The organism is Geodermatophilus sp. SYSU D00697 (genome assembly GCF_054050175.1).
The window spans coordinates 1-26,910 of the sequence record NZ_JBJGYV010000040.1 but is presented as its reverse complement, the minus strand read 5'-3'; the positions used below and the strand labels follow the sequence as shown (position 1 = coordinate 26,910).

General features: G+C 74.7%; 22 protein-coding genes. 12 read left to right on the top strand and 10 right to left on the bottom strand.

All coding sequences use genetic code 11. The features are described from left to right. Positions 1 to 27 precede the first annotated feature (27 nt). The gene (locus ACI79C_RS23010; protein ID WP_456948018.1) at positions 28 to 2,724 is read right to left on the bottom strand and encodes a LuxR C-terminal-related transcriptional regulator; all 2,697 of its coding nucleotides are present in this window, start codon (positions 2,722 to 2,724) and stop codon (positions 28 to 30) included. A gap of 411 nt (positions 2,725 to 3,135) precedes the next feature. Between ACI79C_RS23010 and ACI79C_RS23005 the strand changes: the two genes are divergently transcribed. From ACI79C_RS23005 to ACI79C_RS22985, 5 genes are all read left to right on the top strand, one after another. Beyond that, on the top strand, positions 3,136 to 4,140 hold the full coding sequence (locus ACI79C_RS23005; protein ID WP_456948017.1) for a hypothetical protein: 1,005 nt from the start codon (positions 3,136 to 3,138) through the stop codon (positions 4,138 to 4,140). Continuing rightward, entirely contained in the window at positions 4,137 to 4,646 is a 510-nt protein-coding gene (locus ACI79C_RS23000) for an RDD family protein (RefSeq protein WP_456948016.1), read from the top strand. Before ACI79C_RS23005 ends, ACI79C_RS23000 begins: the two co-directional genes overlap by 4 nt. A 61-nt stretch (positions 4,647 to 4,707) precedes the next feature. Then, positions 4,708 to 5,922, top strand: coding sequence for an AI-2E family transporter (locus ACI79C_RS22995; RefSeq protein WP_456948015.1), 1,215 nt, complete (start codon positions 4,708 to 4,710; stop codon positions 5,920 to 5,922). Positions 5,923 to 5,942: 20 nt separating this feature from the next. Continuing rightward, complete coding sequence (locus ACI79C_RS22990; protein WP_456948014.1) at positions 5,943 to 6,137, top strand: hypothetical protein; 195 nt, start codon at positions 5,943 to 5,945, stop codon at positions 6,135 to 6,137. Positions 6,138 to 6,191: 54 nt separating this feature from the next. Then, on the top strand, positions 6,192 to 6,635 hold the full coding sequence (locus ACI79C_RS22985) for a TIGR03618 family F420-dependent PPOX class oxidoreductase (protein ID WP_456948013.1): 444 nt from the start codon (positions 6,192 to 6,194) through the stop codon (positions 6,633 to 6,635). Positions 6,636 to 6,647: 12 nt separating this feature from the next. Here ACI79C_RS22985 and ACI79C_RS22980 read toward each other — a convergent pair whose 3' ends face one another. Together ACI79C_RS22980 and ACI79C_RS22975 are read right to left on the bottom strand one after the other, a co-directional pair. Continuing rightward, complete coding sequence (locus ACI79C_RS22980) at positions 6,648 to 7,472, bottom strand: DUF5602 domain-containing protein (protein WP_456948012.1); 825 nt, start codon at positions 7,470 to 7,472, stop codon at positions 6,648 to 6,650. A 441-nt stretch (positions 7,473 to 7,913) separates the two neighbouring features. Further along, positions 7,914 to 9,443: an APC family permease gene (locus tag ACI79C_RS22975; RefSeq protein ID WP_456948011.1), complete on the bottom strand. Its 1,530-nt coding sequence runs from the start codon at positions 9,441 to 9,443 to the stop codon at positions 7,914 to 7,916. A 310-nt stretch (positions 9,444 to 9,753) separates the two neighbouring features. On the opposite strand from ACI79C_RS22975, the gene speB (ACI79C_RS22970) reads away from it, so the two are divergent. Further along, positions 9,754 to 10,815, top strand: a complete 1,062-nt coding sequence (gene speB / locus ACI79C_RS22970; protein ID WP_456948010.1) for an agmatinase — start codon at positions 9,754 to 9,756, stop codon at positions 10,813 to 10,815. Beyond that, positions 10,812 to 12,692: a primary-amine oxidase gene (locus tag ACI79C_RS22965; RefSeq protein ID WP_456948009.1), complete on the top strand. Its 1,881-nt coding sequence runs from the start codon at positions 10,812 to 10,814 to the stop codon at positions 12,690 to 12,692. Before speB (ACI79C_RS22970) ends, ACI79C_RS22965 begins: the two co-directional genes overlap by 4 nt. Before the next feature lie 129 nt (positions 12,693 to 12,821). Here the strand turns inward: ACI79C_RS22965 and ACI79C_RS22960 are convergent, their stop codons facing one another. Beyond that, positions 12,822 to 13,340 carry an Lrp/AsnC family transcriptional regulator gene (locus ACI79C_RS22960; RefSeq protein ID WP_456948008.1) on the bottom strand — a complete coding sequence of 173 codons (519 nt, stop codon included), beginning with the start codon at positions 13,338 to 13,340 and terminating at the stop codon, positions 12,822 to 12,824. Positions 13,341 to 13,491: 151 nt separating this feature from the next. On the opposite strand from ACI79C_RS22960, the gene ACI79C_RS22955 reads away from it, so the two are divergent. Then, positions 13,492 to 14,883 carry an aspartate aminotransferase family protein gene (locus tag ACI79C_RS22955; RefSeq protein WP_456948007.1) on the top strand — a complete coding sequence of 464 codons (1,392 nt, stop codon included), beginning with the start codon at positions 13,492 to 13,494 and terminating at the stop codon, positions 14,881 to 14,883. Positions 14,884 to 15,348: 465 nt separating this feature from the next. On the opposite strand, the gene ACI79C_RS22950 is transcribed toward ACI79C_RS22955, so the two are convergent. The 4 genes from ACI79C_RS22950 to ACI79C_RS22935 all read right to left on the bottom strand — a co-directional run bounded on the left by ACI79C_RS22950 (position 15,349) and on the right by ACI79C_RS22935 (position 19,547). Continuing rightward, on the bottom strand, positions 15,349 to 16,032 hold the full coding sequence (locus ACI79C_RS22950; protein ID WP_456948006.1) for a DNA alkylation repair protein: 684 nt from the start codon (positions 16,030 to 16,032) through the stop codon (positions 15,349 to 15,351). Between the two features lie 205 nt (positions 16,033 to 16,237). Beyond that, positions 16,238 to 17,623 (bottom strand): NAD(P)/FAD-dependent oxidoreductase, encoded by a 1,386-nt coding sequence (locus tag ACI79C_RS22945; RefSeq protein WP_456948005.1) that lies wholly within the window; start codon positions 17,621 to 17,623, stop codon positions 16,238 to 16,240. Continuing rightward, positions 17,620 to 18,042, bottom strand: a complete 423-nt coding sequence (locus ACI79C_RS22940; RefSeq protein WP_456948004.1) for a universal stress protein — start codon at positions 18,040 to 18,042, stop codon at positions 17,620 to 17,622. The genes ACI79C_RS22945 and ACI79C_RS22940 overlap by 4 nt, the downstream gene beginning before the upstream one ends. Further along, positions 18,039 to 19,547: an APC family permease gene (locus ACI79C_RS22935; protein WP_456948003.1), complete on the bottom strand. Its 1,509-nt coding sequence runs from the start codon at positions 19,545 to 19,547 to the stop codon at positions 18,039 to 18,041. The genes ACI79C_RS22940 and ACI79C_RS22935 overlap by 4 nt, the downstream gene beginning before the upstream one ends. 108 nt (positions 19,548 to 19,655) lie before the next feature. Here ACI79C_RS22935 and ACI79C_RS22930 point away from each other — a divergent pair, with 108 nt between their 5' ends. Further along, positions 19,656 to 20,864: a saccharopine dehydrogenase family protein gene (locus ACI79C_RS22930; protein ID WP_456948002.1), complete on the top strand. Its 1,209-nt coding sequence runs from the start codon at positions 19,656 to 19,658 to the stop codon at positions 20,862 to 20,864. Positions 20,865 to 20,867: 3 nt separating this feature from the next. Here ACI79C_RS22930 and ACI79C_RS22925 read toward each other — a convergent pair whose 3' ends face one another. After that, positions 20,868 to 21,662, bottom strand: a complete 795-nt coding sequence (locus ACI79C_RS22925) for a carbon-nitrogen hydrolase family protein (protein WP_456948001.1) — start codon at positions 21,660 to 21,662, stop codon at positions 20,868 to 20,870. A gap of 50 nt (positions 21,663 to 21,712) precedes the next feature. Next, the gene (locus ACI79C_RS22920; RefSeq protein ID WP_456948000.1) at positions 21,713 to 23,242 is read right to left on the bottom strand and encodes a PucR family transcriptional regulator; all 1,530 of its coding nucleotides are present in this window, start codon (positions 23,240 to 23,242) and stop codon (positions 21,713 to 21,715) included. A gap of 126 nt (positions 23,243 to 23,368) precedes the next feature. On the opposite strand from ACI79C_RS22920, the gene ACI79C_RS22915 reads away from it, so the two are divergent. The 3 genes from ACI79C_RS22915 to speB (ACI79C_RS22905) are packed head-to-tail and all read left to right on the top strand — an operon-like array spanning position 23,369 to position 26,823. After that, positions 23,369 to 24,838 (top strand): purine-cytosine permease family protein, encoded by a 1,470-nt coding sequence (locus tag ACI79C_RS22915; protein ID WP_456947999.1) that lies wholly within the window; start codon positions 23,369 to 23,371, stop codon positions 24,836 to 24,838. Next, positions 24,835 to 25,827 carry a carbon-nitrogen hydrolase family protein gene (locus ACI79C_RS22910; RefSeq protein ID WP_456947998.1) on the top strand — a complete coding sequence of 331 codons (993 nt, stop codon included), beginning with the start codon at positions 24,835 to 24,837 and terminating at the stop codon, positions 25,825 to 25,827. Before ACI79C_RS22915 ends, ACI79C_RS22910 begins: the two co-directional genes overlap by 4 nt. 30 nt (positions 25,828 to 25,857) lie before the next feature. After that, the gene (gene speB, locus ACI79C_RS22905) at positions 25,858 to 26,823 is read left to right on the top strand and encodes an agmatinase (protein WP_456947997.1); all 966 of its coding nucleotides are present in this window, start codon (positions 25,858 to 25,860) and stop codon (positions 26,821 to 26,823) included. Positions 26,824 to 26,910 lie beyond the last annotated feature (87 nt).

The following is a 26,910-nucleotide window of genomic DNA, read 5'->3' as shown; positions in this document are numbered from 1 at the left end:
CACCCGCATCGTCCGGCGGGCACGACCTCAGAGGAGGCCGCGCTCCCGGGCCCGGCGGACGGCCTGGTTGCGCCTGCTGACGGCGAGCTTGCGCAGGATGCTCCGGATGTGCGTGCGGACGGTGTTCACGGAGATGAACATCGTCGCCGCGATCTCGGCGGTGGACAGCATCGCGGCGAGGTGCCCGAGGACCTCCATCTCCCGGTCGCTGAGGTCCTGGATCACCTGCGACTCCGCGGGGCGCTCCGGAGCGGGGCGCCCGTCGGGGCGCGGCTGGGCGTTCGACGACGGGCGCAGCCACGCCGCGGGCTCCTGCAGCCGGGGGTGCGCGCGCAGCAGACGGCGTGCCTGGGGCGGTGTGTCGATGAACGGCCAGCGCAGCAGCTCCGGTCGGGCGAGCTCCAGCGCGGCGAGGAGCTGATCGGCCGCGGCGGGCACGCGACCGGCCTCCAGGAGCTGGCACGCCCGGATCACCGCGGCCTCCACCGCCGCCGCCGGGACCACGGGCGGCGCCGCCTCGCTCGGCGTCGTCGAGGCCGGATCGCCGGAGAGCAGCCCGACCGTCGCGCGCAGCCGCCGGCTCCACGGCTCGTCGCCGGTGGTGTCCTGGAGGATGGCCAGACCCTCGTCGACGTGACCTCGCGCCACCGCCAGCCGGACCACCTCGGTGACCACCTGCTCGGCCACCCACCGCGGCAGGCGCGGCCCCCGCAGGTGCGGGCTCAGGCACTGCTCGGCCGCGTCGTACTCGTGCCGGAGCCGGGACAGCTGGCTCTGCAGCACCGCCAGCAGCGGTGGCGTCGTCGCGGACGGCGGCGTCCCGCCGGCCCGATCGCCGGTGCGGGACCGGGCCCGGACCAGCCACTCGCGCGCCTCGGTCAGGGCGTAGCGGCGCAGGTGGACCCACGCCAGAGCGGCGGCCGCAGCCGGTTCCCGGCCGGCCTCGTCCCTGCCCTCCTCGCTGGCGAGCGCCTCGGCCTCCTCCGCCAGGCGGGCGGCCCGGGTCAGGTGGCCCTCCAGGGCCTCCAGGAGCCCGAGGTGGGCCAGGGTGCGGCCGCGCAGGCGGCGGCAGGCCGCCGTCTGGGCGGCAGTCGCCGCAGCGCGCAGCCCGGCCAGCAACTGCCCGGTCGGCGCATCGGTGCCCAGACCGGCGAGCGCGCGCAGGGTGCTCAGCACCGCGACGCACTCCCGGTGCTCCCGCCGGTCGTCGTCCGGGAGCGCGGCCACGAGCGGCGCGGCGGCGTCGGCCTCGGCGAGCAGTGCGACGGGGTCGGTGGCCTCGCCCGCGTCCGCCGCCAGGCAGGTCAGCGCCGCCGAGACGCGCAGCGCCGTCCGATCTCCTCCGCCCCGCGCGGTCGCCGCGACGGCGCGGTCGGCAGCCGTGGGTGCGGAACCCCCGGCCAGGGCGGCGGCGCTGCGGATGACCGCGGCCTCGGGACCGGGGAACTCCGCCGGGAGCGCCTGGATCCCCCGCAGCGCAGGGTCGGACCCGTGGGCCAGCAGGCGCATGACCAGCAGGTCGTCGATGAGCAACCGGGTGACCAGGCCCCAGTCCCCCGCGGCGACGGCGTGCCCCACCGCCTGCGGTGACCGGCCCGCCTCGGCGTACCAGGACGCGCAGGTGCGGTGCAGGCCGGCGACCTCGCCGGGGTGGTCGTAGGCGAGCTGGGCCTGCAGCATCTCGCGGAACAGCGGGTGGATGCGGAACCCGCCCGGTGCCCCGGGCGACTCCTCGACGAAGGCGTTGGCGCGGGCCAGGCCGGCGAGGACCCGCCGGCCGATCGGCCGTCCGCAGAGCCGGTCCACCAGGTCGGTCCACAGCTCCGCGGTCACGCTGACCCGCAGCAGGAAGCGCCGGATGCTGGCCGGCTGCCGCTGCAGGACCTCGGCGAACAGGTACTGGGCCACGCTGCCGTCGTCGTGCGCCAGGCCCGTCACGAGGTGCTCCGGTGGTGCCCCCTGCCGGAGCGGGGCGGCGGCCAGCCGCAGGCCGACCGCCCACCCCTGAGCCTCCGCGCACAGCGCTCGGGCGACCTCCGGCGACACCGGGACGCCCATGGCGACGAGCAGGTCGCGGGTCTCGTCCGGCGTGAACGCCAGGTCGTCGCCGCGGATCTCGGACACGGTCCCTGCCAGCCGGTACTGGTGGAGGGGCAGCAGCGGGTCGGCGCGGGCGCACAGCACCAGCCGCAGCCGGCTGCCCGCGTGCCGGACGAGCAGGTCCAGGCCCGCGGTGATGGACCGGTCCGTGACGTGGTCGGCGTCGTCGACCACGAGCACGACCGGCCGGGGCAGCGCGATCACCTGCGCGGCCAACTGCGGGACCAGCCAGCCGGGCGGCGGTTCTCCGGGCACGAGCGCCGGCAGGCCGCGGATCGGGACCCCTGCCGCGTCCAGCGCTCCCACGACGTAGTTCCAGAAGGTGGCGGGGTCGTCGTCGTAGTCGTCCAGGGTCAGCCAGGCCACCGGCCTGCCGGTCCCCTGGTCCTGCCGCCACGTGCTGGCCAGCACCGTCTTGCCGGAGCCCGCCGGCCCGCTGAGCAGGGTCAGCGGAGACCGCTGCACGGCCCGGGAGAGCAGGCTGACCAGGCGGGGCCGCAGCACCGTTGCGTGCGCGGGCTGGGGTGGGGCGAGTTTGCCCCCGAGCAGGGTGACGCCCTGCGCCGTGGCGGTCGCCACCGTCGTCTCCGGAGCGACGGCATGGGCCGTGGACAGCCTGGTCATGGCGTGGTCCTCCCGCAGGCGGTCTCGACCGTCCCCCGACCTCGCCCGCTCCTTCCCAGGCGACCGAGCCGTACGTGCGACCGTTCCGCCGCCAGCGTCGTCCCGCCCGGGGCGACACCTCAGAGGACAAGGTCCTGACTGCAGCAGCGGTCCGATGGGCCGGGGATCGCCGCGCGCCGGGAGGATCCCGCGCCGCCGGGAGCGACCGGCTCACCCGTTCCGGATGAGGGGAAAGCCGCCGTGCCTGCCGGATGCTGTCGGCTCCGACGGGCGAGGAGGCCGCATGATCCTTCCAGCGGGCGGTCTCCGGTGGCCGTGAATCCGGTGGACCCGCCGGGGCCGACCCTCCAGGCCGTCCGGTCGCCCGACCCGTCCGGCGCCTCATCCCCTCCCCCTCCCCGGGCTCCACGCGTGCAGCCGGACGGGAGCGCGGTCGAGGACGCGGTCAACGGTGCCGTCGCCGTCCTCACGGTCGCGGCGGCGCTGCTCCGGTACGTCGTGGAGACGACCGCTCAGGGCCGGCGCGCGGTCCTCTCCCGCCTGCCGACGAGGGGGCACCCGGGGCTGCCCTCCGGGCTCGCGCACCCGGCGTCGGCCGCCGTGCGTGCACTGGCGGAGGTGGCCGACCGCCTGGTCCCCGACGTGGCGCGCGCGGTGCTCGCCCGCCTGGACGTCCCGGCGCTCCTCCGGGAGTACGTGGACCTCGACGAGCTCGCGGCGTTGCTGGACGTCGACGCGGTGGTGGCGCGGGTGGACCTCGACGCCGCCGTGGACCGCGTCGACATCGCCCGCGTCCTCGACCGCGTTGACATCGACGCCGTCGTGGCGCGGGTGGACGTCGACCGCGTGGTGGACCGGGTGGACATCGACGCCGTCGTGGCGCGGGTGGACGTCGACCGCGTGGTGGACCGGGTGGACATCGACGCCGTCGTGGCGCGGGTGGACGTCGACCGCGTGGTGGACCGGGTGGACGTCGACCGGGTCGTCGACCGGCTGGACCTCGACGCGATCGTCGACCGCGTGGACGTCACCCGCGTGGTCGACCGGGTCGACCTCGACGCCGCGGTCGCCCGGGTCGACCTCGACGCCGCGGTGGACCGTGTCGACATCGCCCGCGTCCTCGACCGCGTGGACGTCGACGCCGTCGTCGACCGCGCCGACGTCGACCGGGTGATCGCCCGCGCGGACGTCGCCGGCCTGGCCCGGTACGTCGTCGCGGTGATCGACCTGCCCGAGCTGCTGCGCGCATCGACCGGCTCGGTGACCTCCGAGGTGGTGCGCAGCGTGCGCGACCAGGGAGCGGACGCCGACCGTGCGGTGGAGCGGGTCGTCGACCGGTGGCTGCGCCGGCACGGCCGCCGCACCGGGCGCGCGGACGACAGCGCCTCGCCCCCCGACCAGGGGTCTGCGCCGTGACCACGGCGGGCCAGCGGCGCCCGCCCGGCGCGGGGCGGTACCCCTGGCACGACCCGCCGCCGGCCGTCGCCCCGGTCACCCGGGCCGCCCTGCGGGGGACGCCCGCCGGCCTGGTCACCCGCGCGCTGGCCAACACCGTCGACCTGCTCGTGGTGGCGCTGCTCGTGGCCGGCGGCTACGCGGCCGTGGCGGCGACCCGTTTCCTGGTCGACCCGACCAGCTTCTCGTTCCCGGTGCTGCCGTCGTCGGCGCTGCTGCTGGTCGGCCTGGGCGTGCAGGCGGCCTACTTCGCCGTCACCTGGGCCGCCGCCGGGGCCACCTACGGCGACCGGCTGCTCGGCCTGCGCGTGACCGACGGCCGCGGAGGCCGGCCGGGCTGGGGGCGCTCGGCGGTGCGGGCGGTGCTCTGCACGCTCGTCCCGATCGGGCTGCTCTGGGTGCTCGTCAGCCGGGGCAACCGCTCGCTGCAGGACCTCCTGCTGCGCACCTGCGTCCGCTACGACTGACCGGCCGGCTCACCCTCCCGAGGGGACGCCGGTACCCGCGGCGGCGGCCATGGTGGCCGGCATGCCCGAGCCCGAGGTCCGACGTGCCCTGCCGCTGTGGCTCACCGTCGTGCTCGGCGTCGCCGGTGCGGCCGGCGCGCTCTGGGGCATCTCGACCTACTCCGGGCTCCTCGCCCCCGTCCTCCTGGCGTTCGTGCTGACCGTCACCGCCTCCCCGCTGGTGGGCGCGCTGGTCCGCCGCGGCGTGCGGCGCGGGCTCGCGGTCGCGGTGACCGTCGTGCTCGTGGACGGCGGCCTGATCGCGTTCACCGTCGCCCTCGTCGTCTCGGTCGGTCAGCTCGCGACCGTCCTGCCGCAGTACGCCGACCAGTGGCGGCAACTCGTGGACGACGTGCGCGGCGCCCTCTCCGCGGCGGGCGTCGGACGGGACCAGGTGGAGCAGATCGTGGGCTCCCTGGACCTGTCCTCGGTCGTCTCCGCGGTCGGTGGGCTGCTGGCCGGCGTGGCGGGCGCCGTCGGCGCGCTGGTCCTCGTGCTCGCCACGGTGCTGTTCATGTCGGCCGACGCGACCGGGATGCCCGAGCGGCTGGCCGCGGTTCCCGGCACCTGGCGGCTGCGCGCGGCCCTCGGTGACTTCGCCCGCAACACCCGGCGCTACCTGGTGGTGACGACCGTCTTCGGGTTCGCCGTCGCCGTCGTGGACTACCTCGCGCTGGTCCTGCTCGGGGTCCCGCTGGCCCTGCTGTGGGGCCTGCTGTCCTTCCTGACCAACTACGTCCCCAACATCGGGTTCTTCCTCGGGCTGGCGCCCCCCACCCTGCTCGCCCTCCTGGACGGCGGCCCGCGGACGGCGCTCCTCGTCGTCGTGGTCTACTGCGCGGCCAACTTCGTGCTCCAGTCGGTGGTCCAGCCGGTCGTCGTCGGCGACGCCGTCGGCCTGTCGGTCACGCTGACCTTCCTGTCCGTCCTCGTCTGGACGGTCGTCCTGGGCCCCGTGGGCGCGATCCTGGCGATCCCCCTGACGCTCCTCGTGGTCGCGCTGCTGGTCGGTCAGGACCCGGACCGCCGCTGGGCCCGGGTCCTGCTCGCGGGGGCGTCGGGCGCGGGCCCCCCGGCGCGGTCGGCCGGGTCCCGCCGGGTCCGCCGGCCCGCGCCGGCCCCCGCTCCGCGGTCGTCTGCGGCGGACGATGACCGGCCCCTCCTGGACGAGCCAGTCTCGGGCCGGGCGGGGACGCACGCCGACGGCCCGCCCGGACGCGGCTCGCGGGAGCCGTGACGCACGGCGGGAGGACTGCCATGACGACCCTCGCTCCCCCGTCGGAGCGCTTCGCCGTCCTGGACGGGCTGATCGTGCGCGCGCTCGGTGACCTGCGGGCGGCGCGGCGGGCCTGCGCGAGGTCGAACAGCCGGGAGGACCTCGCCCGCCGGGATCGAGCCGAGGCCGAACTCAACGCGCTGCTCGAGTACCGCCACGCCGCGCAGCACCGGTGACCGCCGCGCGCGACCGGGTCGCGCCCGCGCCCGGGTCGGTGCCAGGGTCCGGGCATGACCAGCCTCGACGACGTCGCGGCCCTCGCCGCGAGGGAGTCCTCCCTCGCGGTCGTGTCCACGGTCCGGGCGGACGGGACCATCCAGGCCTCGGTGGTGAACGCGGGGGTGCTCCCCCACCCCGCGACCGGACGGCCGGTCCTGGGCTTCGTGACCTACGGCCCGGTCAAGCTGACCAACCTGCGCGCCCGCCCCCAGGTCGCCGTGACCGTCCGGCACGGCTGGCAGTGGGCGACGGCCGAGGGCCGCGCGGAGCTGGCCGGGCCCGATGACCCCCGGCCCTGGCTGGCCGACGCCGACCGGCTGCGGCTGCTGCTGCGGGAGGTGTTCACCGCGGCCGGCGGCCGGCACGACGACTGGGACGAGTACGACCGGGTCATGGCCGAGCAGCGCCGCACCGCCGTCCTCGTCGAGCCGGTGCGGGTCTACGGCAACGCGTGACCTGCCCGGGGCCTACGACGCGGTGCGCATCGTCAGGTCCTCGAGCGAGACGACGTACTCCTCCGTCTCCTCGTCCACGGAGACGCCGTAGGTGGTCGGGTAGTAGGCGGACTCCTGGTAGGCCTCGGGCAGCTTGAGCGGAGCCTCGAGGTCAGGCCCGCTCAGGAGGTGGTCGCGGGTGATCATCGGCTCCACGAAGGTGTACCGGCCGTCCCAGACGCCGTTGATGATGATCTGGGTGAAGTCGTACTGGCCGGGGACGAGGCTGGTGTCGGTGGAGTCGACCAGGTGCACCCCCATGCCCGGCACGGCCTGCTCGGCGGCGGTCCCCCCGGGGGGCAGCACGTAGTCCTGCGGCACGTACCGCGGCTCCGGGAAGCGCTCCGCCTTGACCGCGTACTCCGGGTCGGCCGGGGTGATGGCGTGCATCGTCGCCATGTCGACCATGTCGAAGTGGAAGTCGAAGTGCGGGCGACCGAACAGCGAGTGCGGCTCGTGGCCCTGGGGGTTCCAGTTGAACATCACGTGGTCGAACGCCGTGTCCGCCGCCTGGTCGGGGAAGTCGATCATCAGCGTGACCCCCTGCTCGGGGAGCCCCTCCAGTGCAGCGGGCGTCATGCGGACACCCACCTCGCTGGGTGCGCCGTCGTCGACCACGACGTAGGTGGCGACGCTGCCGTCCCCCAGGTCCTGGGACGGACTGGTGAAGGTGCCGCTGTCGGACGGCGGATCGGTGCTGGACCGTGCGGGCTGGGCGGCGCAACTGGTCAGTGAGGTCAGCCCGGTGCAGGCGGCCGCGGTGAGCACGGCCCCGCGAAGGGCGCGGGAAGCAGCCATGGCCCTTCCCTTCCTGGGAGTTTCTCGGACGGGTGGACCGCCGCACCCGATCGCCCGATCAGGCGGGCGGGGGTTCCCCGGCCGCGCGGGCGGCCCTCGTCCCTCGGCGGGAACCGGGCGCGGTCGGCCGCGGCGGGGCGGGCAGGTGCCGAGGTGTCGGTCATCGCCGCCCCGTCCGGAACGGCCCGGTCCACCGGTCCGTCGGAGGACTGGCGGGTGCTGCGCCACGGCTGCACGAGGGATCGGGTGCCGGCTCGCCGGAGACGTCCACGACGAACGCTGGACGCCCGTCCTCCGCGGGTCAACACGCCCGGGCACGGCCGGCGCGGAGACGGACGACACGCTGCGCGTCGTCCGTCTCCGCGCACCAGGGGTGACCCCGGGTGCGGTGCCGGTCGCCGGGCTCGCGGGTGCCCGGCGGGACCGACCCGCGCCCGGCCGTCACTCGTCGAAGACGAGGGCCGCGGTGTCGCGGCGCAGCGTCTCCCCGCGGAAGAACTCCGGGTGCCGCGACCGCCACAGCAGCATGAGCACTCCCCCGGCCAGCAGCAGGCCGATCCCGATGACGAACACGCTGCCCACCCCGAACACCGACGAGCCGCTGCCGTAGGCCGGGTCGAGGGTGTCGACCGCCGTCTGCACGAAGACGGCGGCCAGCGCCAGGCCGCCCAGCACCGGCACGACGCCCTTGACCAGCAGGTCGCGGCCGCTGCGGCGCAGCTCCCGGCGGAAGTACCAGACGCAGGCGAAGGCCGTGAGCCCGTAGTAGAAGCAGATCATCAGGCCCAGCGCGTAGATGGTGTCGATGAGGACGTTCTCGCTGATCAGCGTCATGCCCACGTAGAAGACCGCCGTCCCGGCACCGGCGACCAGCGTGGCCGTCGACGGGGTGAGGAAGCGGGGGTGCACCTGCGCCAGCCACCGGGGCAGCGCGCCGTAGGTGGCCATGGCCAGCATGGTGCGGGTCGGCGGCAGGAACGTCGTCTGCAGGGAGGACGCCGAGCTGGCGACGACGGCGAGGAACAGCAGGAAGGCCAGCCCCGGGCCCATGACCGGCCCGGCCAGCGCGGCGAAGACGTTGTCGCTGGTGTCCGGGTTGCCCAGGCCCGTGCCCTCGGTGCCGACGCCGGCGTAGACCTGCACGATGATCGCCACACCCAGGTAGGTGACGATGATGACCAGCATGGTGAGCAGCGCCGCGCGGCCCGGCGTCCGGGCGCTGCCGGTGGTCTCCTCGTTGACCGTCAGGCAGGTGTCCCAGCCCCAGTAGATGAACAGCGACAGGGACAGCCCGGCGGTGAAGGCCGACCACGAGGGGATGGCGGTGGGGTCCAGCCAGGAGGCGTCGAAGGACGTGCTGCCCGGCGCGTCGCCGGCCTTCGCGATCGCCAGGACGGCGAACAGCGCCAGGACGGCCATCTGGAAGCCGACCAGCACGTACTGCAGCCGCTTGGTGACCTCGACGCCGCGGTAGGTCACCCAGGTCGCCAGCGCGACGAAAGCCACGCAGGTCAGCACGTTGACCAGCTTCCGGTCGCCCAGCGCGGCGACGGTCTCCGAGCCGGTGACCTCGCCCAGCAGCAGGTAGAAGAAGGAGACCGCGACCCCGGCCAGGTTGGACAGCACGATGATCGTGGCGAGCAGCGCGCCCCAGCCGCACAGCCAGCCGACGTAGGGGGTGAACGCCTTGGTCGTCCAGGTGAAGGACGTGCCGCAGTCGGGCGCCTCCCGGTTGAGCTCCCGGTAGGCGTAGGCGACCAGCAGCATCGGCAGGAACCCGGCGAGGAAGACCGCCGGCATCTGCAGCCCCACCTCGGCCACCGTCGGACCCAGGGTCGCGGTGAGCGCGTACACCGGCGCGATGCTCGAGATGCCCAGGACCACGCTGGCCAGCAGGCCCACCGAGTTCCTGGACAGGCCCTTGGCCCGGAGGTCGGCGTGGCCGGTCGCCGGCCGCTGGGTCACCGTCATGCGGTCCTCCTCGTCGGCGCCGCCGGGCGGCGCGTCGCGCCCCGGCGGTGTGCCGGGGGTCACACGGGCAGCCAGCCAGGTGGCGGCGCCGCCGGGAAGGGTCCGTGGTGTACACCCGGCGGCGTCGGGGACGACGGTCCGGCACGATCGAGCGCACGGATCCCGGCGTGCACACTGTTGCCGACGACTGTTTCGGCCGCGTGACCGCGACATGGCTTCTGTTTCCGTTGACCGGGCACGCGCCGGGTGGTGAGCTTCCCGCGGGGCTCCGCGCTCCCCGCACCGCCCCCGACCCCCCAGGACGACGCACATGCCCCGCTACGGCGCCCAGTACGGGCCCGACATCACCTTCCTCGGCATCGACCGCTGCGACCTCGGCGACCCGGCGTCCCTCGCCGGTGCCGACGTCGTGGTCCTCGGCGCCCCGTTCGACGGCGGGACCTCGCACCGACCGGGCACCCGGTTCGGTCCGCAGGCCATCCGGATGACCGACTACCTCCCCCACGACGGCTCCCGGCCCAGCCTGGCGCTGCGCACCGACGGGCTGCGCGACCTGCGGGTGCTCGACGCCGGCGACGTCGAGATGTACTCCGGCGACATCGAGACCGCCCTGCCCGCGCTGGAGGCGGCCGTCGAGACGGTGGCCCGCGCCGGGGCGATCCCGGTCGTCCTGGGCGGGGACCACTCGATCGCCTTCGCCGACGCCAAGGGCGTGGCCAACGTCCTCGGCCACGGCCGGGTGTCGATGATCCACTTCGACGCGCACGCCGACACCGGCGACATCGAGTTCGGCTCGCTGTGGGGGCACGGCCAGCCGATGCGCCGGCTGATCGAGTCCGGCGCGCTGCGCGGCGACCGGTTCCTGCAGATCGGCCTGCGCGGCTACTGGCCCCCGCCGGAGACGCTGGACTGGATGGCCGTGCAGCGGATGCGCTCCTACGAGATGACCGAGATCGGGCACCGCGGCCTGGAGGAGTGCCTGACCGAGGCGTTCGGCATCGCCACCGACGAGTGCGAGGGCGTGTTCCTCTCCGTCGACATCGACGTCTGCGACCCCGGTCACGCGCCGGGCACCGGCACCCCCGAGCCCGGCGGCCTCACCGCCCGGCAGCTGCTGGACTCCGTCCGCCGGATCTGCCTGGAGCTGCCGGTCGTCGGCGTCGACGTCGTGGAGGTCAGCCCGCCCTACGACCACGCCGACATCACCGCCGCCCTGGCCAACCGGGTCGTCCTGGAGGCGCTGTCGGCGATCGCCCGGCGCCGCCGCGACGCCACGCTGCCGTCCGCCGCCGATCCCGGCATCCCCTCCCGGGCCTGGGACCCCTCGCTCCCCCTGCTCGCCGACCGCCCGACCCCGGAGGACACGCCGTGACCGCCCACCCGCTCGACCCGCTGACCGCCGACGAGTTCCGGACCGCGGCGGCGATCCTGCGCCGCGACCGCGGCGTCGACGAGCGCTGGCGCTTCGCCTCCATCGAGCTGCGCGAGCCGGCCAAGGACGTCGTGCGTGCCTTCACCCCCGGCGACCCGATCCGCCGGGAGGCGCGGGTGACCTGCTGGAGCCGTGACGAGGGCACGCCGTACAAGGCGGTGGTGTCGCTGACCGACGACGCCGTCGTCGCGTGGGAGGCGGTGCCCGGCCAGCAGGCCAACATGACCCTCGACGAGTGGCACGAGGCGCACGAGGCGCTCATCAAGCACCCGGACGTCGTCGCCGCGCTGGGCCGGCGCGGCATTCCCGACCTCGACCTGGTGCTCATCGACACCTGGGCCTACGGCCACTCACTGATCCCGCAGGGCCTGCAGGACCGCCGCGTCGGGTGGACCGACGTCTGGCGGCGCGCGGTGCCGGGCGGCAACCCGTACGCCAACCCGGTGATGGGCCTGCACTTCGTCGTCGACCTCAACACGATGGAGCTGTTGCACGTCGAGGACACCCCACCCCCGCCGCAGCCGGACGTCATGGGTGAGTACGTGCCCTCCCTGGTGCCGGGCCTGGCGCAGCGGACCGACGTCAAGGCGCTGGAGATCACCCAGCCCGAGGGCGTCTCCTTCACCCTCGACGGCCACGAGCTGCGCTGGCAGGGGTGGTCGATGCGGCTGGGGTTCAACCACCGCGAGGGCCTGGTCATCCACCGGGTGGCATACGACGGGCGCCCCATCGCGCACCGGATGAGCTTCGCCGAGATGGTCGTCCCCTACCGCGACCCCAGTCCCGACCACCACCGGCGGACCGCCTTCGACATCGGCGAGTGGGGGCTGGGCTTCATGACCACCTCGCTGGAGCTCGGCTGCGACTGCCTCGGCGAGATCACCTACGTCGACGCCGTCCTGCACGACAGCCGCGGCGAGCCCTACACGATCCCCAACGCCATCTGCCTGCACGAGGAGGACGACGGCGTGCTGTGGAAGCACGTCGACGAGCAGGCCGGCGCCGAGGTCCGGCGCTCGCGGCGGATGGTGGTCTCGTTCCACGCCACGGTGGCCAACTACGAGTACCTGACCTACTGGCGCTTCTACCAGGACGGCACGATCCAGTGCGAGGTCCGGGCCACCGGCATCATGGTGACCAGCTCGTTCGACGGGGAGGCGCCGCCGTACGGCACGGTGGTCGACGAGCGCACCTACGCGCCGATCCACCAGCACTTCGTGGTGGCCCGGCTCGACATGGAGGTCGACGGTCCCGAGAACACCGTCGTCGTCACCGAGAGCGAGGCGCTGCCGGTGTCGGAGGACAACCCGCACGGCCTGGCCGTCGTCACGCGCAGCCGCGCGGTGGAGAGCGAGTCCCAGGGGCGCCTGGACGTCGACTTCGCCACCCAGCGCGCGGTCAAGGTCGTCAACCGGACCAAGCCCACCCGGCTGGGGACGGCGCCCGGGTACAAGCTCTACGCCAACTCGCCGCTCCCGTCGCTGGCCCACCCGGAGGCGCCGTTCCGGCAGCGGGCGCAGGTCATCGACCACCCGGTGTGGGTCTCCCGCTACGCCGAGGAGGAGCGCTGGCCCGCCGGCGAGTTCTGCAACCAGAGCCGCCGCGACGCCGGGCTGCCGGTCTGGCAGGAGGCCGACCGCCCCCTGGTGGACACCGACCTGGTGCTCTGGCACGTGTTCGGCATCCACCACGTGCCGCGGCCGGAGGACTGGCCGGTCATGCCGGTCGACGTGGTGGGCTTCGAGCTCAAGCCGGTCGGCTTCTTCGACCGGAACCCGGCGCTGGACGTGCCGCCCGCCCCGTCCCGCTGCCACTGAGAGGACCCCCTCGCCCCCGCCGGCTCGCGGCGGGACCCTGCACGCGGGCCACACGACGGGGCGGTGATCATGGGGGTGTCGCCGGTCGGTACGGCGAGTCGCGCCATGTCGGCGGCAACATCCCCATGATCAACTCGGGGGTCGGGTGTCCACTCCGGGGTCCGGTTCGCTGACGAGCACCGGGGACCGCCGGGTGCCCCACGCGTAGGTCTGCTTGCGCAGCCCGAGGTAGAGGTGCGTCTCGGTGGACTCCACGCCGTCCACCGCGCGGATGCGGGCGACCAGCTCGAGCAGCTGGTCGTCGTCCTCGCAGACCACCTCGACGAGCAGGTCGACCGAGCCGGCCGTGATGACGACGTAGTCGACCTCGGTGAACTCGGCGAGCCGGTCGGCGACCGCGCGGGCGTCGCCGCTGGTCCGCACGCCGACCATGGCCTGCCGCGAGAAGCCGACCTGCAGCGGGTCGGTGACCGCCACGATCTGCATGACGCCGGCGTCGAGCAGCCGCTGCACCCGTTGCCGCACCGCGGCCTCGGAGAGCCCCACGGCGCCGGCGATGCGGGCGTAGGGACGGCGGCCGTCCTCCTGGAGCTGCTCGATGATGGCGCGCGACACGTCGTCCAGCACGAACTGTCCCCGGATGGTCATCCCCGCCCCCCCCGCCCGTGTCCGTCGCCCGCGCGGCTCCGGGCTGTGCGGATCGTATCCGGGCACCGTCGCTGACGGCGTCGTCTGTCCGGGTGGCTTCTCGCTACGATTCCGCCATGTCTCCCCTCTCCTGACGACGGGATCCGCAGTCATGACCACCACCGAGCAGGACGTCACCGCACCGGGTCAGCCGGTCGGCGCGGAGGCCACCGCGAACCTGTGGCTGCACTTCTCGCGGATGGGCGCCTACCGCGACACCCCGCCGCCGGTCATCGTGCGCGGCCGGGGTGCGGAGCTCTTCGACGACCGCGGCCGGCGCTACCTCGACGGACTGTCGGGCCTGTTCGTCGTCCAGGCCGGGCACGGGCGCCGGGCCCTGGCCGAGGCCGCCGCACGCCAGGCCGAGGAGCTGGCGTTCTTCCCGCTGTGGTCCTACGCCCACCCGGCGGCGATCGAGCTGTCGCAGCGGCTGGCTGCCGCGGCACCCGGCGACCTGAACCGGGTCTTCTTCACCACCGGCGGCAGCGAGGCGGTGGAGACGGCGTGGAAGGCGGCCAAGCAGTACTTCAAGCTGACCGGCAAGCCGGGCAAGACGAAGGTGATCAGCCGGGCGGTGGCCTACCACGGGACGACACACGGCGCGCTGTCGATCACCGGCGTCCCGGCCCTCAAGGAGGTCTTCGAGCCGCTGGTGCCCGGCTCGGTGCGGGTGCCCAACACCAACCTCTACCGGGCCCCGCTGTCCAGCGACGACCCCGAGGCGTTCGGCCGGTGGGCCGCCGACCAGATCGAGCAGGCGATCCTCTTCGAGGGGCCCGAGACGGTGGCGGCGGTCTTCCTCGAGCCGGTCCAGAACGCCGGCGGCTGCTTCCCCCCGCCACCCGGTTACTTCGCCCGGGTGCGGGAGATCTGCGACCGGTACGACGTGCTGCTGGTGAGCGACGAGGTCATCTGCGCCTTCGGCCGGCTGGGCACGACGTTCGCCTGCGACAAGTTCGGCTACACGCCGGACATGATCACCTGCGCCAAGGGGATGACCTCGGGCTACTCCCCCATCGGCGCGATGATCGCCTCCGACCGGGTCGTGGAGCCCTTCCTGCGCGGGACGGCGTCCTTCCCGCACGGCTACACCTTCGGCGGGCACCCGGTCAGCTGCGCGGTCGCCCTGGCCAACCTCGACCTGTTCGACGAGGAGGGCCTCAACCAGCGCGTGCTCGACAACGAGGGCGCCTTCCGCGCCACGCTGGAGCGGCTGCTGGACCTGCCCATCGTCGGCGACGTCCGCGGCGACGGGTACTTCTACGGGATCGAACTGGTCAAGGACGAGGCGACCAAGGAGACCTTCGACGCCGAGGAGTCCGAGCGGCTGCTGCGCGGGTTCCTCTCCGGCGCGCTGTTCGAGGCCGGCCTGTACTGCCGCGCCGACGACCGGGGGGACCCCGTCGTCCAGCTCGCCCCGCCGCTGATCTGCGGGCAGGCGGAGTTCGACGAGATGGAGCAGGTGCTCCGGTCGGTCCTGACGGAGGCCTGGGCCAGGCTCTGACGCGGACGTCGTCGTCCCCGACCGGGTGGACGCCCGGAGAGCGTGCGCTGGAGCCGGGTTCCAGCACCGGGAACCCGGCCTCGGCGCACGGCGTCGCGCCGCGCGATGCGCCTCCGGGGTCGTTGCCGGCCGACCGTCCGCGGTGTCGGGCCTCGGTCGCCGTTCCCCGGCCGCCTCACGGTGTGGTTCGGCGCGGCCCGGCAGAGGTGGGCTCCTGCGCGCCCTGCCGCCTACCGGACGTTCCCGCGGGAACGTCGCGGTCGAACTCGACCGCGCGACCATGTGCCTGCCCGTGCGGGATCGACCGGTGTCGCACGCCTGCCACAGCGCCTCGGGTTCGTGGCAGTCGGCGAGCCGGGGGACGACAGCCTCCCCGAGCCCCTGCAGTCCGAGATCAGCGTCGACCTGCGGGTGATGCTGATCCCGGCGGGCGCGGCGCGGTCCGGGCGCCTCCGCCCACCAGGCTCACTCGCTGCGCTGTCGGCGCACCATCTCGGTGATCCAGATGGGCGCGGAGGGAGGTGCCGCCCGGGGCGTGGGGTGGTCCTCGAGCACCTCCAGGCGCTCCCCGATGTCGAGCGCTCCGGCGCGGTGCTCGGCGTGCTCGATCCCGATCTGCGCCAGGCAGTGGTTCATCGCCCACCGCAAGCGGTCCGGGGCGTCCTCCATCTCCGCCTCGACGCGCTCGAGGAGGCCCGGGAGGTCGAGGCCCTCGGGCTTCTTCGCCACGCGTTCGGTGGTGAACACCCAGCCGGCACTCGCGATCGCCCGGTCGGGGTCGGCGGGCCAGGCCAGGCGCGGGTCCTCGGCGTGCGGGCTCTTCTCGACCACGTGGTTCACGAGCCGGTCGTGCACCTCCGGGGTGCGCGCCTGACGCAGCACGGCGTCCACCTCGGTGCGCTCGAACGCCTCCGGCCGGCAGATCAGCAGTGCCAGCAGCCGCGCCGCGGAGTCCCCGGTCTCCCGCAGCTCGCGCGCGAGGTCCTGCTGGGTCTCCAGTCGCTCGGCGAGCGCGCGCAGCTGCGTCAGGTTCACGCCGTGGTCGTCACCGTGCCGGGCGTTGACCGCGCGGATCTGGGGGTCCGCGAGCTCGGCCAGCTCGGCCAGCACCTCCCCCACGGTCGCCTGGCTCGCTGCCGTCTGGGTCATCCCGGCCTCTCGATCGCGTGGCACCGAGCCCGCGGCGTGGGGTTCTGTGTCGGGTGCAGGCGCCGCGCGAGCAGTAGATGATGCCGGTACGACAGCCCGGTCGGCGCCCAGCGCATCGGCTCGTCACGCACGGGTGAGGGCCCACCCCGGCGGGCGTCATCGCGGAGCCGACCGCCTGGGCGAGGTCACCACGTCCCGGCAGGGCTCAGTGCCCGGTGAGGGCGGTCATCGCCCGGTCGAGCAGCCGGGCCGGGCGTCCGGTGCGCCGCTCGCGGTCGTCGATCAGCCCGGCCAGGCGGATCCCGGCGTTGACGCCGAGCCAGCGCAGGGGCTCGGGTTCGAAGCGGGGTGAGCGGTGCCCCACCCAGGGCAGCCGGGCGAGCTCGCTGTCCCGGCCGGTGACCAGGTCGGCGAGGGTGCGCCCGGCGAGGGCGGCCAGCGCGACGCCGTCCCCGCTGTAGCCGCCCGCGTGCGCGAGCCCCGTGCCCGGGTCGAAGCCGACCGACGGCCACCCGTCCCGCGGCACGCCGAGCACGCCGCCCCACCGGTGGGTCACACGGACGCCGGCCAGCGCCGGGAACAGCTCGGCGAGGCTGCGGCGCAGCGCGTCGTGCACCCCGCGGGCGTGCTCGGCTCCTCCGGAGGTCCGGGACCCGAAGCGGTACGGCGCGCCGCGGCCGCCGAACACGATCCGGCCGTCGCGGGTGCGCTGGGCGTAGACCAGCAGCCGGCGGGCGTCGTTGAGCGTCTCCCGGCCGTGCCAGCCGACCTCCGCCCAGAAGCCCTCGGGCAGCGGCTCGGTCGCCAGCACGAGCGAGCGGACCGGCAGCAGCGTGCGGCGGTGGCCGGGCAGCGCCGGCGTGTAGCCCTCGAGCGCCCGGACCACCACGCGCGCCCGCACCTCGCCGGCGGCGGTGCGGACCCGGTGCGGGGCGATCCCGGTCACCGGCGTCCCCTCGTGGACGGCGACACCCCGCCGCTCCACCGCGTCGGCCAGCCCGCGCACCAGCCGGGCCGGGTCGAGGGCGGCGCAGTGCGGGGTGAACGTGGCACCGAAGACCCCGTCGGCGGCCACCCGTGCCCGGGCCTCCCCGCGGGGAAGCCAGCGCAGGTCCTCCTCGCCCAGACCCCGGCGCCGTGCCGCCGCCACCTCCGCGCGCAGCCGCCGGGCCTGCAGCTCCGAGGTGGCCAGGCGCAGGTACCCGCCCTTGTCCGCCCGCGCGTCGATCCCCTCCGCGTCGGCCACCCGCAGCACGTCGTCCACGGTGTCCCAGGCCGCGCGCTGCCAGGCGGCGGCCGCGGCCGGGGAGGAGGCGGCGGCCACGGCGTCGGGCTCGACCGGCAGCAGGCCGGACAGCCAGCCGCCGTTGCGGCCGGAGGCGCCGAACCCGGCGAACTCCCGCTCGAGGACGACCACCCGCAGCCCCGGGTCCCGGCAGGCCAGGGAGTGGGCGGTCCACAGCCCGGTGAACCCCGCCCCGACCACGGCGACGTCGGCTTCCACCCGGCCGGTCAGCGCCGGGCGCCGCCGCTCGAGCTCACCCGTGGGCAGCGTGTCGTGCCAGAGCGACAGCGAGCGGGGCGGCGTCATCCCTCCTCGGTCGCCGGGACGCACAGCACGGGGCGGTCGGACAGGTGCAGCAGCTTGTGCGACACCGAGCCCAGGAACGCACCGCGCAGCGGGCTCTCCCCCCGCGTCCCGACGACGATCACCCGACCGTCGTGCCGGTGCGCGGCGTCGACCAGCGCCTGGGCCGGCTTCTCCGACAGCACCTCCACCACCGTCGCGACACCGGCCTTCTCGGCCTCCTCGACCGCGTGCGACACCGCCGTCCGGCCCAGCTCGGCGATCGCCCGCTGGTGGGCCTGGAACTCCTCCCCGACGCCGCCCGGCGGCTCGACGCCGTAGACCAGCACCAGCGGCTCGTCGAAGCGCGCGGCCAGCGAGATCGCCATCGCCAGCGCCGGCCGGGAGCCGGGCGACTCGTCGTACCCCAGGACGATGCTCACCGGAGGTCCTCGTCGACCTCGATGCGGTCCCCGGCGATGCCGGGGCGCTCCTGCCAGAACCGCCCGTCCCTCGCCCGCCAGACCAGCATCAGGACGATGCCGACGAGGAAGATGCCGACGCCGATGACCAGCGGCGGCCCGACCCCCAGCCAGGCCTGCCCGGTGTAGGAGTTCTCCGGGTCGGAGATGTCGCGGATCGCGAGCACCAGCAGCCAGATCAGCAGCCCCGCGCCGACCAGCGGCCCCAGACCGATGAGCAGGAACGACGACACGCTGCGGGTCAGCTGCCGCCGGTGGTAGACGGCGCAGGCGATGCCGGTCAGCGCGTAGTAGAAGGCGATCAGCAGCGACAGCGCGGTGATCGAGTCGAACAGCGCGTTCTCGCTGAGCAGGCTCACCGCGACGAACCAGACGCTGGCGATGCCGCCCACCCACCAGGTGGACACGTCCGGCGTGCGGTGCCGCGGCGAGATGTGGCCGAAGCGGCGCGGGAACGCGTGTCGCCGCGCCATCGACAGCCCGGTGCGTGAGGCCGGGAGGATCGTCGTCTGCGTCGAGGCGATGGCCGCGGTGGCCACGGACAGGAGGACCACCCAGTCCCAGCCGCCCATCACCTCGGTGGACAGCAGCGCGAAGATCGCCTCCTCCTCGTCGGCGTTCTCCGCCAGGTAGTCGGTCCCGGCGAAGGCCAGGACGGCGATCGCGACACCGACGTAGGTGACCAGCAGGACGATCGTGGAGGCGATCGCCGCCCGGCCGGGGGTGGACGTCGAGTCGCGGGTCTCCTCGGTGAGGTTGACCGCCGACTCCCACCCCCAGTACGCGAAGACCCCGAGCAGCAGCCCCCCGGACAGCGCCGCCCCGCCGGCGCCGAACGGGTTGAGCCAGCTCCAGCTCGGGTCCAGACCGCCGAGCGGGCTGTCCCCGGTGACCCCGCGGACGATCGCCACCGCGGCGAACACCAGCAGCGCGAGGGTCTGGGCGAGGATCAGCCCGTTCTGCAGCCGGGCCGAGAGCTCGGTGCCCAGCACGCAGATCCAGGTCATCAGCAGGATGAGGGCGACGGTCAGCACGAGGACGACCACCGTGTTCTCGGCCAGCGAGTCCAGGTTCAGCGTCCGGAGCGCGAAGACGACACCCACGTTGGCCAGCGACCCGATGATCAGGACGCCGGTCATGGTGATCGCCCAGCCGCCGATCCAGCCGGCCCACGGCCCCATCGCCCGCGTCACCCAGGAGAACGTCGTCCCGCAGTCGGGGTCGACCCGGTTCAGGGCGGCGAAGGCCGCGGCGATCAGCAGCATCGGCACGAAGGAGGCCAGCAGCACGCCGGGGGTGTTGACCCCGGTGAGTGCCACCAGGGCACCGATGATGGCCGCCAGCGAGTACGCCGGCGAGGTGGACGCCAGCCCGATCACGAGGGCGTCGACGAAGCCGATGGCGCCCGGGCGGAGCGTGGGCTCCGCACCCGGGCGGACGGCGGGTTCCGCGGGGTCCGCGCTCATGCGACGGTTATCGCAGCAGAAGCGCGTGTCGGCAAGGGTTTGCCGGTTCCAAGACTGTTCCGACCACGGAACGAGTGGCTAGGGTGACCGCCACCTGTGGAGGTGGAGATGCGCATCCTGCTCGTGGGCGCCGGCGGGGTCGGCAGCGCGGTCACCGCGATCGCGGCCCGCCGGGAGTTCGTGGAGCGGCTGGTCGTCAGCGACTACGACCTCGCCCGCGCCGAGAAGGCGGTCACCGCGATCGGCGACCCGCGGTGCGTCGCCGCCCGGGTCGACGCGAGCGACGAGGACGGCGTCCGGGCGCTGCTGGCCGAGCACGGCTGCCAGGTGCTGCTCAACGCGACCGACCCGCGCTTCGTCATGCCGCTGTTCCGCGCCGCGCTGGCCGCCGGCGTCGACTACCTGGACATGGCGATGTCCCTGTCGCACCCGCACCCGGCGCGGCCGCACGAGGAGACCGGGGTCAAGCTCGGCGACGAGCAGTTCGCGCTGTCCGGCGAGTGGGAGGCGGCAGGACGGCTCGCCCTGGTCGGCATGGGCGTGGAGCCCGGGCTCTCCGACGTCTTCGCCCGGTACGCCGCCGACCACCTGTTCACCGAGATCGACGAGCTCGGCGTCCGGGACGGCTCGGACCTGACGGTGCGCGGCCACTCCTTCGCCCCGTCGTTCAACATCTGGACCACGATCGAGGAGTGCCTCAACCCGCCCGTGGTGTGGGAGCGCGAGCGCGGCTGGTTCACCACCGAGCCCTTCAGCGAACCGGAGGTCTTCGACTTCCCCGAGGGCATCGGCCCGGTGGAGTGCGTCAACGTGGAGCACGAGGAGGTCCTCCTCATGCCCCGGTGGGTCGACGCCCGGCGGGTCACCTTCAAGTACGGGCTCGGCTCCCACTTCATCGGGATCCTCAAGACGCTGCACGAGCTCGGCCTGGACTCCACCACGCCGATCCGGGTCGGCGACGTCGAGGTCTCCCCGCGCGACCTGGTCGCCGCCGCGCTGCCGGACCCCGCCGGGCTCGGCGAGCTGATGACCGGCCGGACCTGCGCGGGGCTGTGGGTGAGCGGCACCGGCACCGACGGCCGTCCGCGCCAGGTGTACCTGTACCACGTCGTGGACAACGCCTGGTCGATGGCCGAGTACGGGTCGCAGGCCGTGGTGTGGCAGACCGCGGTCAACCCCGTCGTCGCCCTCGAGCTGCTGGCGACCGGACGGTGGCAGGGCCGCGGGGTGCTCGGCCCGGAGGCCTTCGACGCGGTGCCCTTCCTGGAGCTGCTGACCGCCTACGGCTCCCCCTGGGAGATGCGCGAGGGCGGGTAGGGGTCAGGCCACCGGCCCGGCGTACAGCTCCGGACGGCGGTCGCTGAGGTAGGTGTTCACCGCCCGGGAGGCGTGCAGCGCCGCCGGGTCGACGTCGGCGACCAGCAGCTCCTCCCCCCGCCCGGCGCGCGCCAGCGCGGTCCCGTCCGGGGCGATCAGGCAGCTGGCGCCGAGGTAGGTGTAGTCGCCCTCGCGGCCGATCCGGTTGACGTAGGCGACGAACAGCTGGCTCTCCAGGGCTCGGGCCGGGACCAGCACCGTGCTGATCTGGTCGTAGGGGTCCATGAGCCCGGTGGGGACCAGCAGCAGCTCGGTGCCCGCGAGCGCGTGCGCGCGGGCCGCCTCGGGGAACTCGATGTCGTAGCAGATGAGCAGCCCCAGGACGACGTCGTCGACGCGGAACTGGACGACGCCGACGTCCCCCGGGACGAAGCAGCTGCGGTCCAGCTCGCCGTAGAGGTGCGCCTTGCGGTAGCCGGCCAGCCGGCGGCCGTCGCGGTCGACCACCTGCACGCTGTTCGCGACGCCGGCCCCGGTGCGCTCGGGGTGGCCGTAGACGATGGCCAGCCCCGTCTCCGCGGCGATCTCCGCGACCCGGGCGGTCAGCGGACCGGGCACCGGCTCGGCCAGCGCCGCCACGCGTTCCGGGCCCAGCGCGTACCCGGTCACCGACATCTCGGGCGTGACCAGCACGCGCGCGCCGGCCGCGGCGGCGCGCCGGGCGGCGGCGGCGAGCGCGGCGAGGCCGGCCTCGGGGTCCGGCGTCTCCGCCGGGCCCTGGAACAGCGCGATGCGCACGGGACTCCTCTCCGGTCCGGGACCTGCGGGCACCAGCATGGCAGCCGGCGCTACCCGGCCCGGACCGGTGGAGCCTGCAGCGCTAGCCAGAGGTCGACCCGGTCGGGCGTGCTGTCCAGCCGCCGCCCGGTGAGCTGCTCGACCCGGGCCAGGCGGTGGCGCAACGTGTTGACGTGCACGTGCAGGCGGTCGGCGGTCTCCTGCCACCGGCCACCGGTCTCCAAGAAGGCCCGCAGCGTGGGCAGCAGGTGCGCCTCGTGCCGACGGTCGTGCTCCTCCAGCCCACCGAGCACCGTCTGCCGGAAGTCCTCCACGTCGCCGCGGTCCTGCAGGGCCAGCAGGTAGGCGTGCCGGCCGCGGAGCTCGTCGGAGAGCACCGCACCGCTGCCGTGGGCGAGCTCGGCGGACTGCTGCGCCTGGATCGCCGCCCGCCGCAGGGTGGCCACGCCGTCGGCCGAGCTCACCCCCGCGCCTCCCGCGCGCACCCGGCGGGCCAGCGCCGTGCCGACGGCGAGCGGTCCGCCGTCCTCCTGCACCGCGGCGCCGGACAGGACGGCGAACAGCTCGGTCCCGCGGAGGGCGAGGACGGCGTCGATCCCGGCGTCCTCCCGCCACCTCTCCGCCAGCGCCAGCGCGGCCTCGCCGTCGCGGACCCGGCACACCACCACGACCAGCGGGCGCTCGGGGTCGAGCCGGTAGGTCGCCAGCCGGGCCGCGGCCAGCTCGTCCTGGTGGCCGAGGACCAGCGACACCACCTCACCGGACAGCCGGCGCTCGGCCTCCCGGACCGCCCGCTCGCGGGCGAGCACCAGGCCGACGATGGGGACGGCGGCGTCGGTGCGGGCGCGCACCAGCAGGTCCTCGCCGGTGACCGGGACGGCGAGCAGCGCCGCGCGACGTCGGCCCGTCACGACGGCCCGCACGCGCCAGGTGCCCCGCCCGGGGACGTCGACGTCCCGGGGCTCGTCCGACGCCGGAGCGCGGCCGGCCTCCGCGGCGAGGACCGCGCGCGCCCCGTCGTCCGGGGGCGTGCGGCTCCAGGCCAGCGGCGCCCCCTCCCCGTCGGTGATCCACACCTCCCGCCCGATCGCCCGGCCGAGGACCGCGGCGACCGCGCCGAGGGCCGGCCCGGTCGGCTCGGTCTCGGCGGCGGCGAGCAGGTCGGTGGTCAGCCGCAGCGTCCCGCGCAGCACCGCCTCGCTCTCCCGGGTCAGCCGGTCGACGAACCACTGCGAGATGGCCAGGAAGGGGGTCTGCACGCCCACCACCAGCAGCGGCACGCCGTGCTCGCGGCAGGCGCGCACCAGGGCCTGCGGCACCCGCTCGTCGGGGTCGAGCAGCCCGTAGCCCACACCGGCCACCCGGCGCCCGGCCAGGGCGCGCACGAACTCCCCGGAGGAGGCGCCCCGGCGTCGCCACACCCCGGCGGTGAGCAGCAGTTCCTCCCCTGCCAGGTAGGGCGAGGGGTCGGCCACCTCGGTCACGTGCACCCACCGGATGGGGCGGTCCAGGTCGCCGTCGACGACCAGCTCCAGGTCGAGGCCGGGGGCGTGGAGCAGATCGCGGAGGGTACTGACCATCGGAGGAACCTACAACGGGGAGGCAGAAGTCCGGGAGCTTCCTCCAGCGCAGGAGGGAGGAGTGATCTGCGACCCTCGCGGACGGTGATCTCCGGCGCGCCGCCGGAGCCGGCAGTGGAGGACCCGATGAGCGACGCGATGCGCAACCCGGAGCGCAGCCGGATCGAGGTGCGGTCGATCGACTACGTGCCCCGGGCCGAACGCCACGGCAAGGTCTGGCACCAGGGGCCGTTCTGGTTCGCCGGCAACTTCGTGCTGGTCACCATGGTCACCGGGTTCATCGGCGTGACGCTGGGGCTGTCGCTGGGCTGGACGCTGCTGGCCATCGTCCTCGGCGTCGGGTTCGGCACCTTCTTCATGGCCTTCCACGCCAACCAGGGCCCGCGGATGGGCCTGCCGCAGATGATCCAGTCGCGCGCGCAGTTCGGCTCCCGCGGCGCGGTGCTGCCCTTCGCCGCGACGGTCTTCGTCTACGTCGGCTTCATCGTGTTCGACCTGATCCTCGCCACCCAGGCGCTGCAGCTGGTGCTGCCCGGCGGCCCCGGGTTCTGGTACCCCGTGCTCGCCCTGGTGAGCATCGCGATCGCCGTCGTCGGCCACGACCTGCTGCACTTCGTGCAGCGCTGGCTGACCTACGTCCTGCTGGTGGCCTTCGGCGTCTTCACCGTCTGGGCGATCGTCCACCTCGGCGACACCCCGCGGCCGGTGGAGACCGGCTGGACCCTCACCGGCTTCCTCACGATGTTCTCCCTCGCCGCGGGCTACCAGATCAGCTACTCGGTCTACGTCTCCGACTACTCCCGGTACCTGCCGACCGACACCCCCGCCGGGAAGGTCATCGGCTGGACCTACCTCGGCGCGGCCGGGTCGGCGATCTGGCTCATGAGCCTCGGGGCGCTGCTGGCCGACCGGCTCGAGGCCCCCGACGCCATCGGCAGCCTGGTGGCGGTCGGCAACGAGCTGTTCCCCCACTTCGGGACGGCGCTGGTGCTGGTCTCCGTCCCGGCCCTGATCGGGATCATGTCGGTCAACGCCTACGGCGCCATGCTGACCAGCGCCAGCGCGGTCGACGGCTTCCGCCGGATCACCCCCGGGGTGCGGACCCGCGTCACCGGCATCGTCGTCGTGATGGTGCTGGCCGTGGTCATCGCGCTGGTGCTCCCCGAGGACTACCTCGGCAGCTTCAACACCTTCGTGCTGCTGATGCTCTACTTCCTCATCCCGTGGACGGCGGTCAACCTGGTGGACTTCTACTTCGTCCGCCGCGGCCACTACGCCATCACCGAGATCTTCAAGCCGCGCGGCATCTACGGGACCTGGCCCGCCCGCGGGCTGACCGCCTACGTGGCCGGGGTGGTCGCGATGGTGCCCTTCGTCGTCACGACCGCCTACACCGGCCCGGTGGCCGAGGCGCTCGGCGGCGTGGACGTCTCCTTCGTCGTGGGGCTCGTCGTCGCCGGCGGCCTGTACCTGCTGCTGAGCCGCACCCTCGACACCGCCGCCGAGGAGCGCGCCCGTGCCCGCAGCGACGAGGAGCTCGAGCAGCTCGTCCGGCAGGGCCTGGCCCAGCCCGACCAGTTCGACGCCCCGGCGTGAGCCCGCGCCCAGCGCCCGCCCGGGTGGCCGTCGTCCAGGAGCCGCCCGCCGTGCTCGACCTGGCGGCGGGGGTCGCCCGCGCGGTCACGGCCGTCGGGGCCGCCGCCGCCGACGGCGCGCAGCTGGTCGTCTTCCCGGAGACCTGGCTGACCGGCTACCCGGCGTGGGTGTTCGGCCTGGCCGGGTGGGACGACGCCGAGGCGCGGCGCTGGTACGGCCGGCTGCTCGCCCAGTGCCCCGCCGTGGACGGACCCGAGCTCGACCCGCTCCGCGCGGCGGCCCGCCGGCACGGGGTGCTCGTCGCGATGGGCCTCAACGAGCGGACCGGCACCGCCGGCGGGTCCCTGTACAACTCACTGCTGTACCTGGACGGCGACGGCGGCACACTCGGCGTCCACCGCAAGCTGGTCCCGACCCACACCGAGCGGATCGTGTGGGCGCCGTCCCCGGACGCGTCGGGCCTGCAGGTGCACCCCACGGCGGTGGGCCGCGTCGGGGGGCTGGTGTGCTGGGAGCACTGGCAGCCGCTGATCCGCCAGGCGCTGCACGCCCAGGACGAGCAGGTGCACCTGGCGCTGTGGCCGGACATGACCGAGGTGCACGCGCTCGCGGTGCGCACCTACGCCTTCGAGGGCCGCTGCTTCGTCGTCTCCGCCGCCCAGTACCTGCGCGCCGAGGACGTCCCCGAGGACCTGCGCGAGCCCTACCGGCTGGGCGTGGGCCCCGGCACCCCCGCGACGGGCACGTGGTTCCCCGGGGGCAGCGCCGTGGCGGGCCCGGACGGCTCGTGGGTGGCCGAGCCTCTCGACGGGGCCGGTACCGTCCACGCGGAGCTGGACCTGGAGCTCACGACCGCCTTCAAGCACGACCTCGACGTCGCGGGCCACTCCAGCCGGGCCGACATCTTCCGGCTCACCGTGGACCGGCGCCCCCGGACGGCGGTCAGCTGGGTGCCCGACGACGTCCCGGCCGCCGACCCCGCCGGCTGACCGTCTCCCCCATCCCCTGGAGTCGACCCCGTGGAACAGCAGAACCCCATCGGCCCCGTGGACGCCACCCGGGTCCCCCGCTACGCCGGCCCGGCCACGTTCGCCCGGCTGCCCCGCCTCGACGAGGTCTCCCGCGCCGACGTCGCCGTCCTCGGGGTCCCGTTCGACTCCGGCGTCAGCTACCGGCCCGGGGCCCGCTTCGGCCCCGGGCACGTGCGGGCGAGTTCCAAGCTGCTGCGCCCCTACAACCCGGCCCTGGACGCCACCCCGTTCGGCACCCAGCAGGTGGCCGACGCCGGTGACATCGGCGTCAACCCGTTCGACCTCGACGACGCGATCGCGACCATCGACCGGTCGGTGACCGACCTGCGCGCGGACGGCGCGCAGCTGCTGACCATCGGCGGGGACCACACCATCGCGCTGCCGATCCTGCGCTCGATCGCCCGGGACTCCGGACCGGTGGCCGTCCTGCACTTCGACGCGCACCTGGACACCTGGGACACCTACTTCGGCGCCCCCTACACCCACGGCACGCCGTTCCGCCGCGCCAGCGAGGAGGGCCTGATCGACCTCGAGCGCTCGCTGCACATGGGCATCCGCGGCCCCCTCTACGGCAAGCAGGACCTCGAGGACGACGCCGTGCTCGGCTTCCAGGTGATCCGCTCCGACGACTACGAGGTCGACGGCGTCGCGAGCATCGTCGAGCGGATGCGCAGCCGGCTGGCCGGCGGCCCGGTGTACGTGTCGGTCGACATCGACGTCCTGGACCCGGCGCACGCTCCGGGCACCGGGACGCCGGAGGCCGGCGGGCTGACCAGCCGGGAGCTGCTGCAGACCCTGCGCGGGCTGGTCGGGATCGACGTCGTCGGCGCCGACATCGTCGAGGTCTCCCCGCCCTACGACCACGCCGAGCTGACCGGCATCGCCGCCGCGCACGTGGGCTACGAACTGCTGTCGGTCCTGGCGCTCAACCGGCAGGGCGGCTCCCCCGCCTGACCGGGCCCGGGGGGGGGGGGGGGGGGGGGGGGGGGGGGGGGGGGGGGGGGGGGGGGGGGGGGGGGGGGGGGGGGGGGGGGGCGGGGG

Coding starts and splice junctions, on each gene's coding strand:
- ACI79C_RS22950 (WP_456948006.1), bottom strand. CDS start 16,032: ATGACCCAGACGGCAGCGAGCCAGGCGACCGTGGGGGAGGTGCTGGCC.
- ACI79C_RS22920 (WP_456948000.1), bottom strand. CDS start 23,242: ATGGTCAGTACCCTCCGCGATCTGCTCCACGCCCCCGGCCTCGACCTG.
- ACI79C_RS22930 (WP_456948002.1), top strand. CDS start 19,656: ATGCGCATCCTGCTCGTGGGCGCCGGCGGGGTCGGCAGCGCGGTCACC.
- ACI79C_RS22980 (WP_456948012.1), bottom strand. CDS start 7,472: ATGGCTGCTTCCCGCGCCCTTCGCGGGGCCGTGCTCACCGCGGCCGCC.
- ACI79C_RS22990 (WP_456948014.1), top strand. CDS start 5,943: ATGACGACCCTCGCTCCCCCGTCGGAGCGCTTCGCCGTCCTGGACGGG.
- ACI79C_RS22935 (WP_456948003.1), bottom strand. CDS start 19,547: ATGAGCGCGGACCCCGCGGAACCCGCCGTCCGCCCGGGTGCGGAGCCC.
- ACI79C_RS22985 (WP_456948013.1), top strand. CDS start 6,192: ATGACCAGCCTCGACGACGTCGCGGCCCTCGCCGCGAGGGAGTCCTCC.
- ACI79C_RS22975 (WP_456948011.1), bottom strand. CDS start 9,443: ATGACGGTGACCCAGCGGCCGGCGACCGGCCACGCCGACCTCCGGGCC.
- ACI79C_RS22915 (WP_456947999.1), top strand. CDS start 23,369: ATGAGCGACGCGATGCGCAACCCGGAGCGCAGCCGGATCGAGGTGCGG.
- ACI79C_RS23010 (WP_456948018.1), bottom strand. CDS start 2,724: ATGACCAGGCTGTCCACGGCCCATGCCGTCGCTCCGGAGACGACGGTG.
- speB (WP_456948010.1), top strand. CDS start 9,754: ATGCCCCGCTACGGCGCCCAGTACGGGCCCGACATCACCTTCCTCGGC.
- ACI79C_RS22955 (WP_456948007.1), top strand. CDS start 13,492: ATGACCACCACCGAGCAGGACGTCACCGCACCGGGTCAGCCGGTCGGC.
- ACI79C_RS22960 (WP_456948008.1), bottom strand. CDS start 13,340: ATGACCATCCGGGGACAGTTCGTGCTGGACGACGTGTCGCGCGCCATC.
- ACI79C_RS22995 (WP_456948015.1), top strand. CDS start 4,708: ATGCCCGAGCCCGAGGTCCGACGTGCCCTGCCGCTGTGGCTCACCGTC.
- ACI79C_RS22945 (WP_456948005.1), bottom strand. CDS start 17,623: ATGACGCCGCCCCGCTCGCTGTCGCTCTGGCACGACACGCTGCCCACG.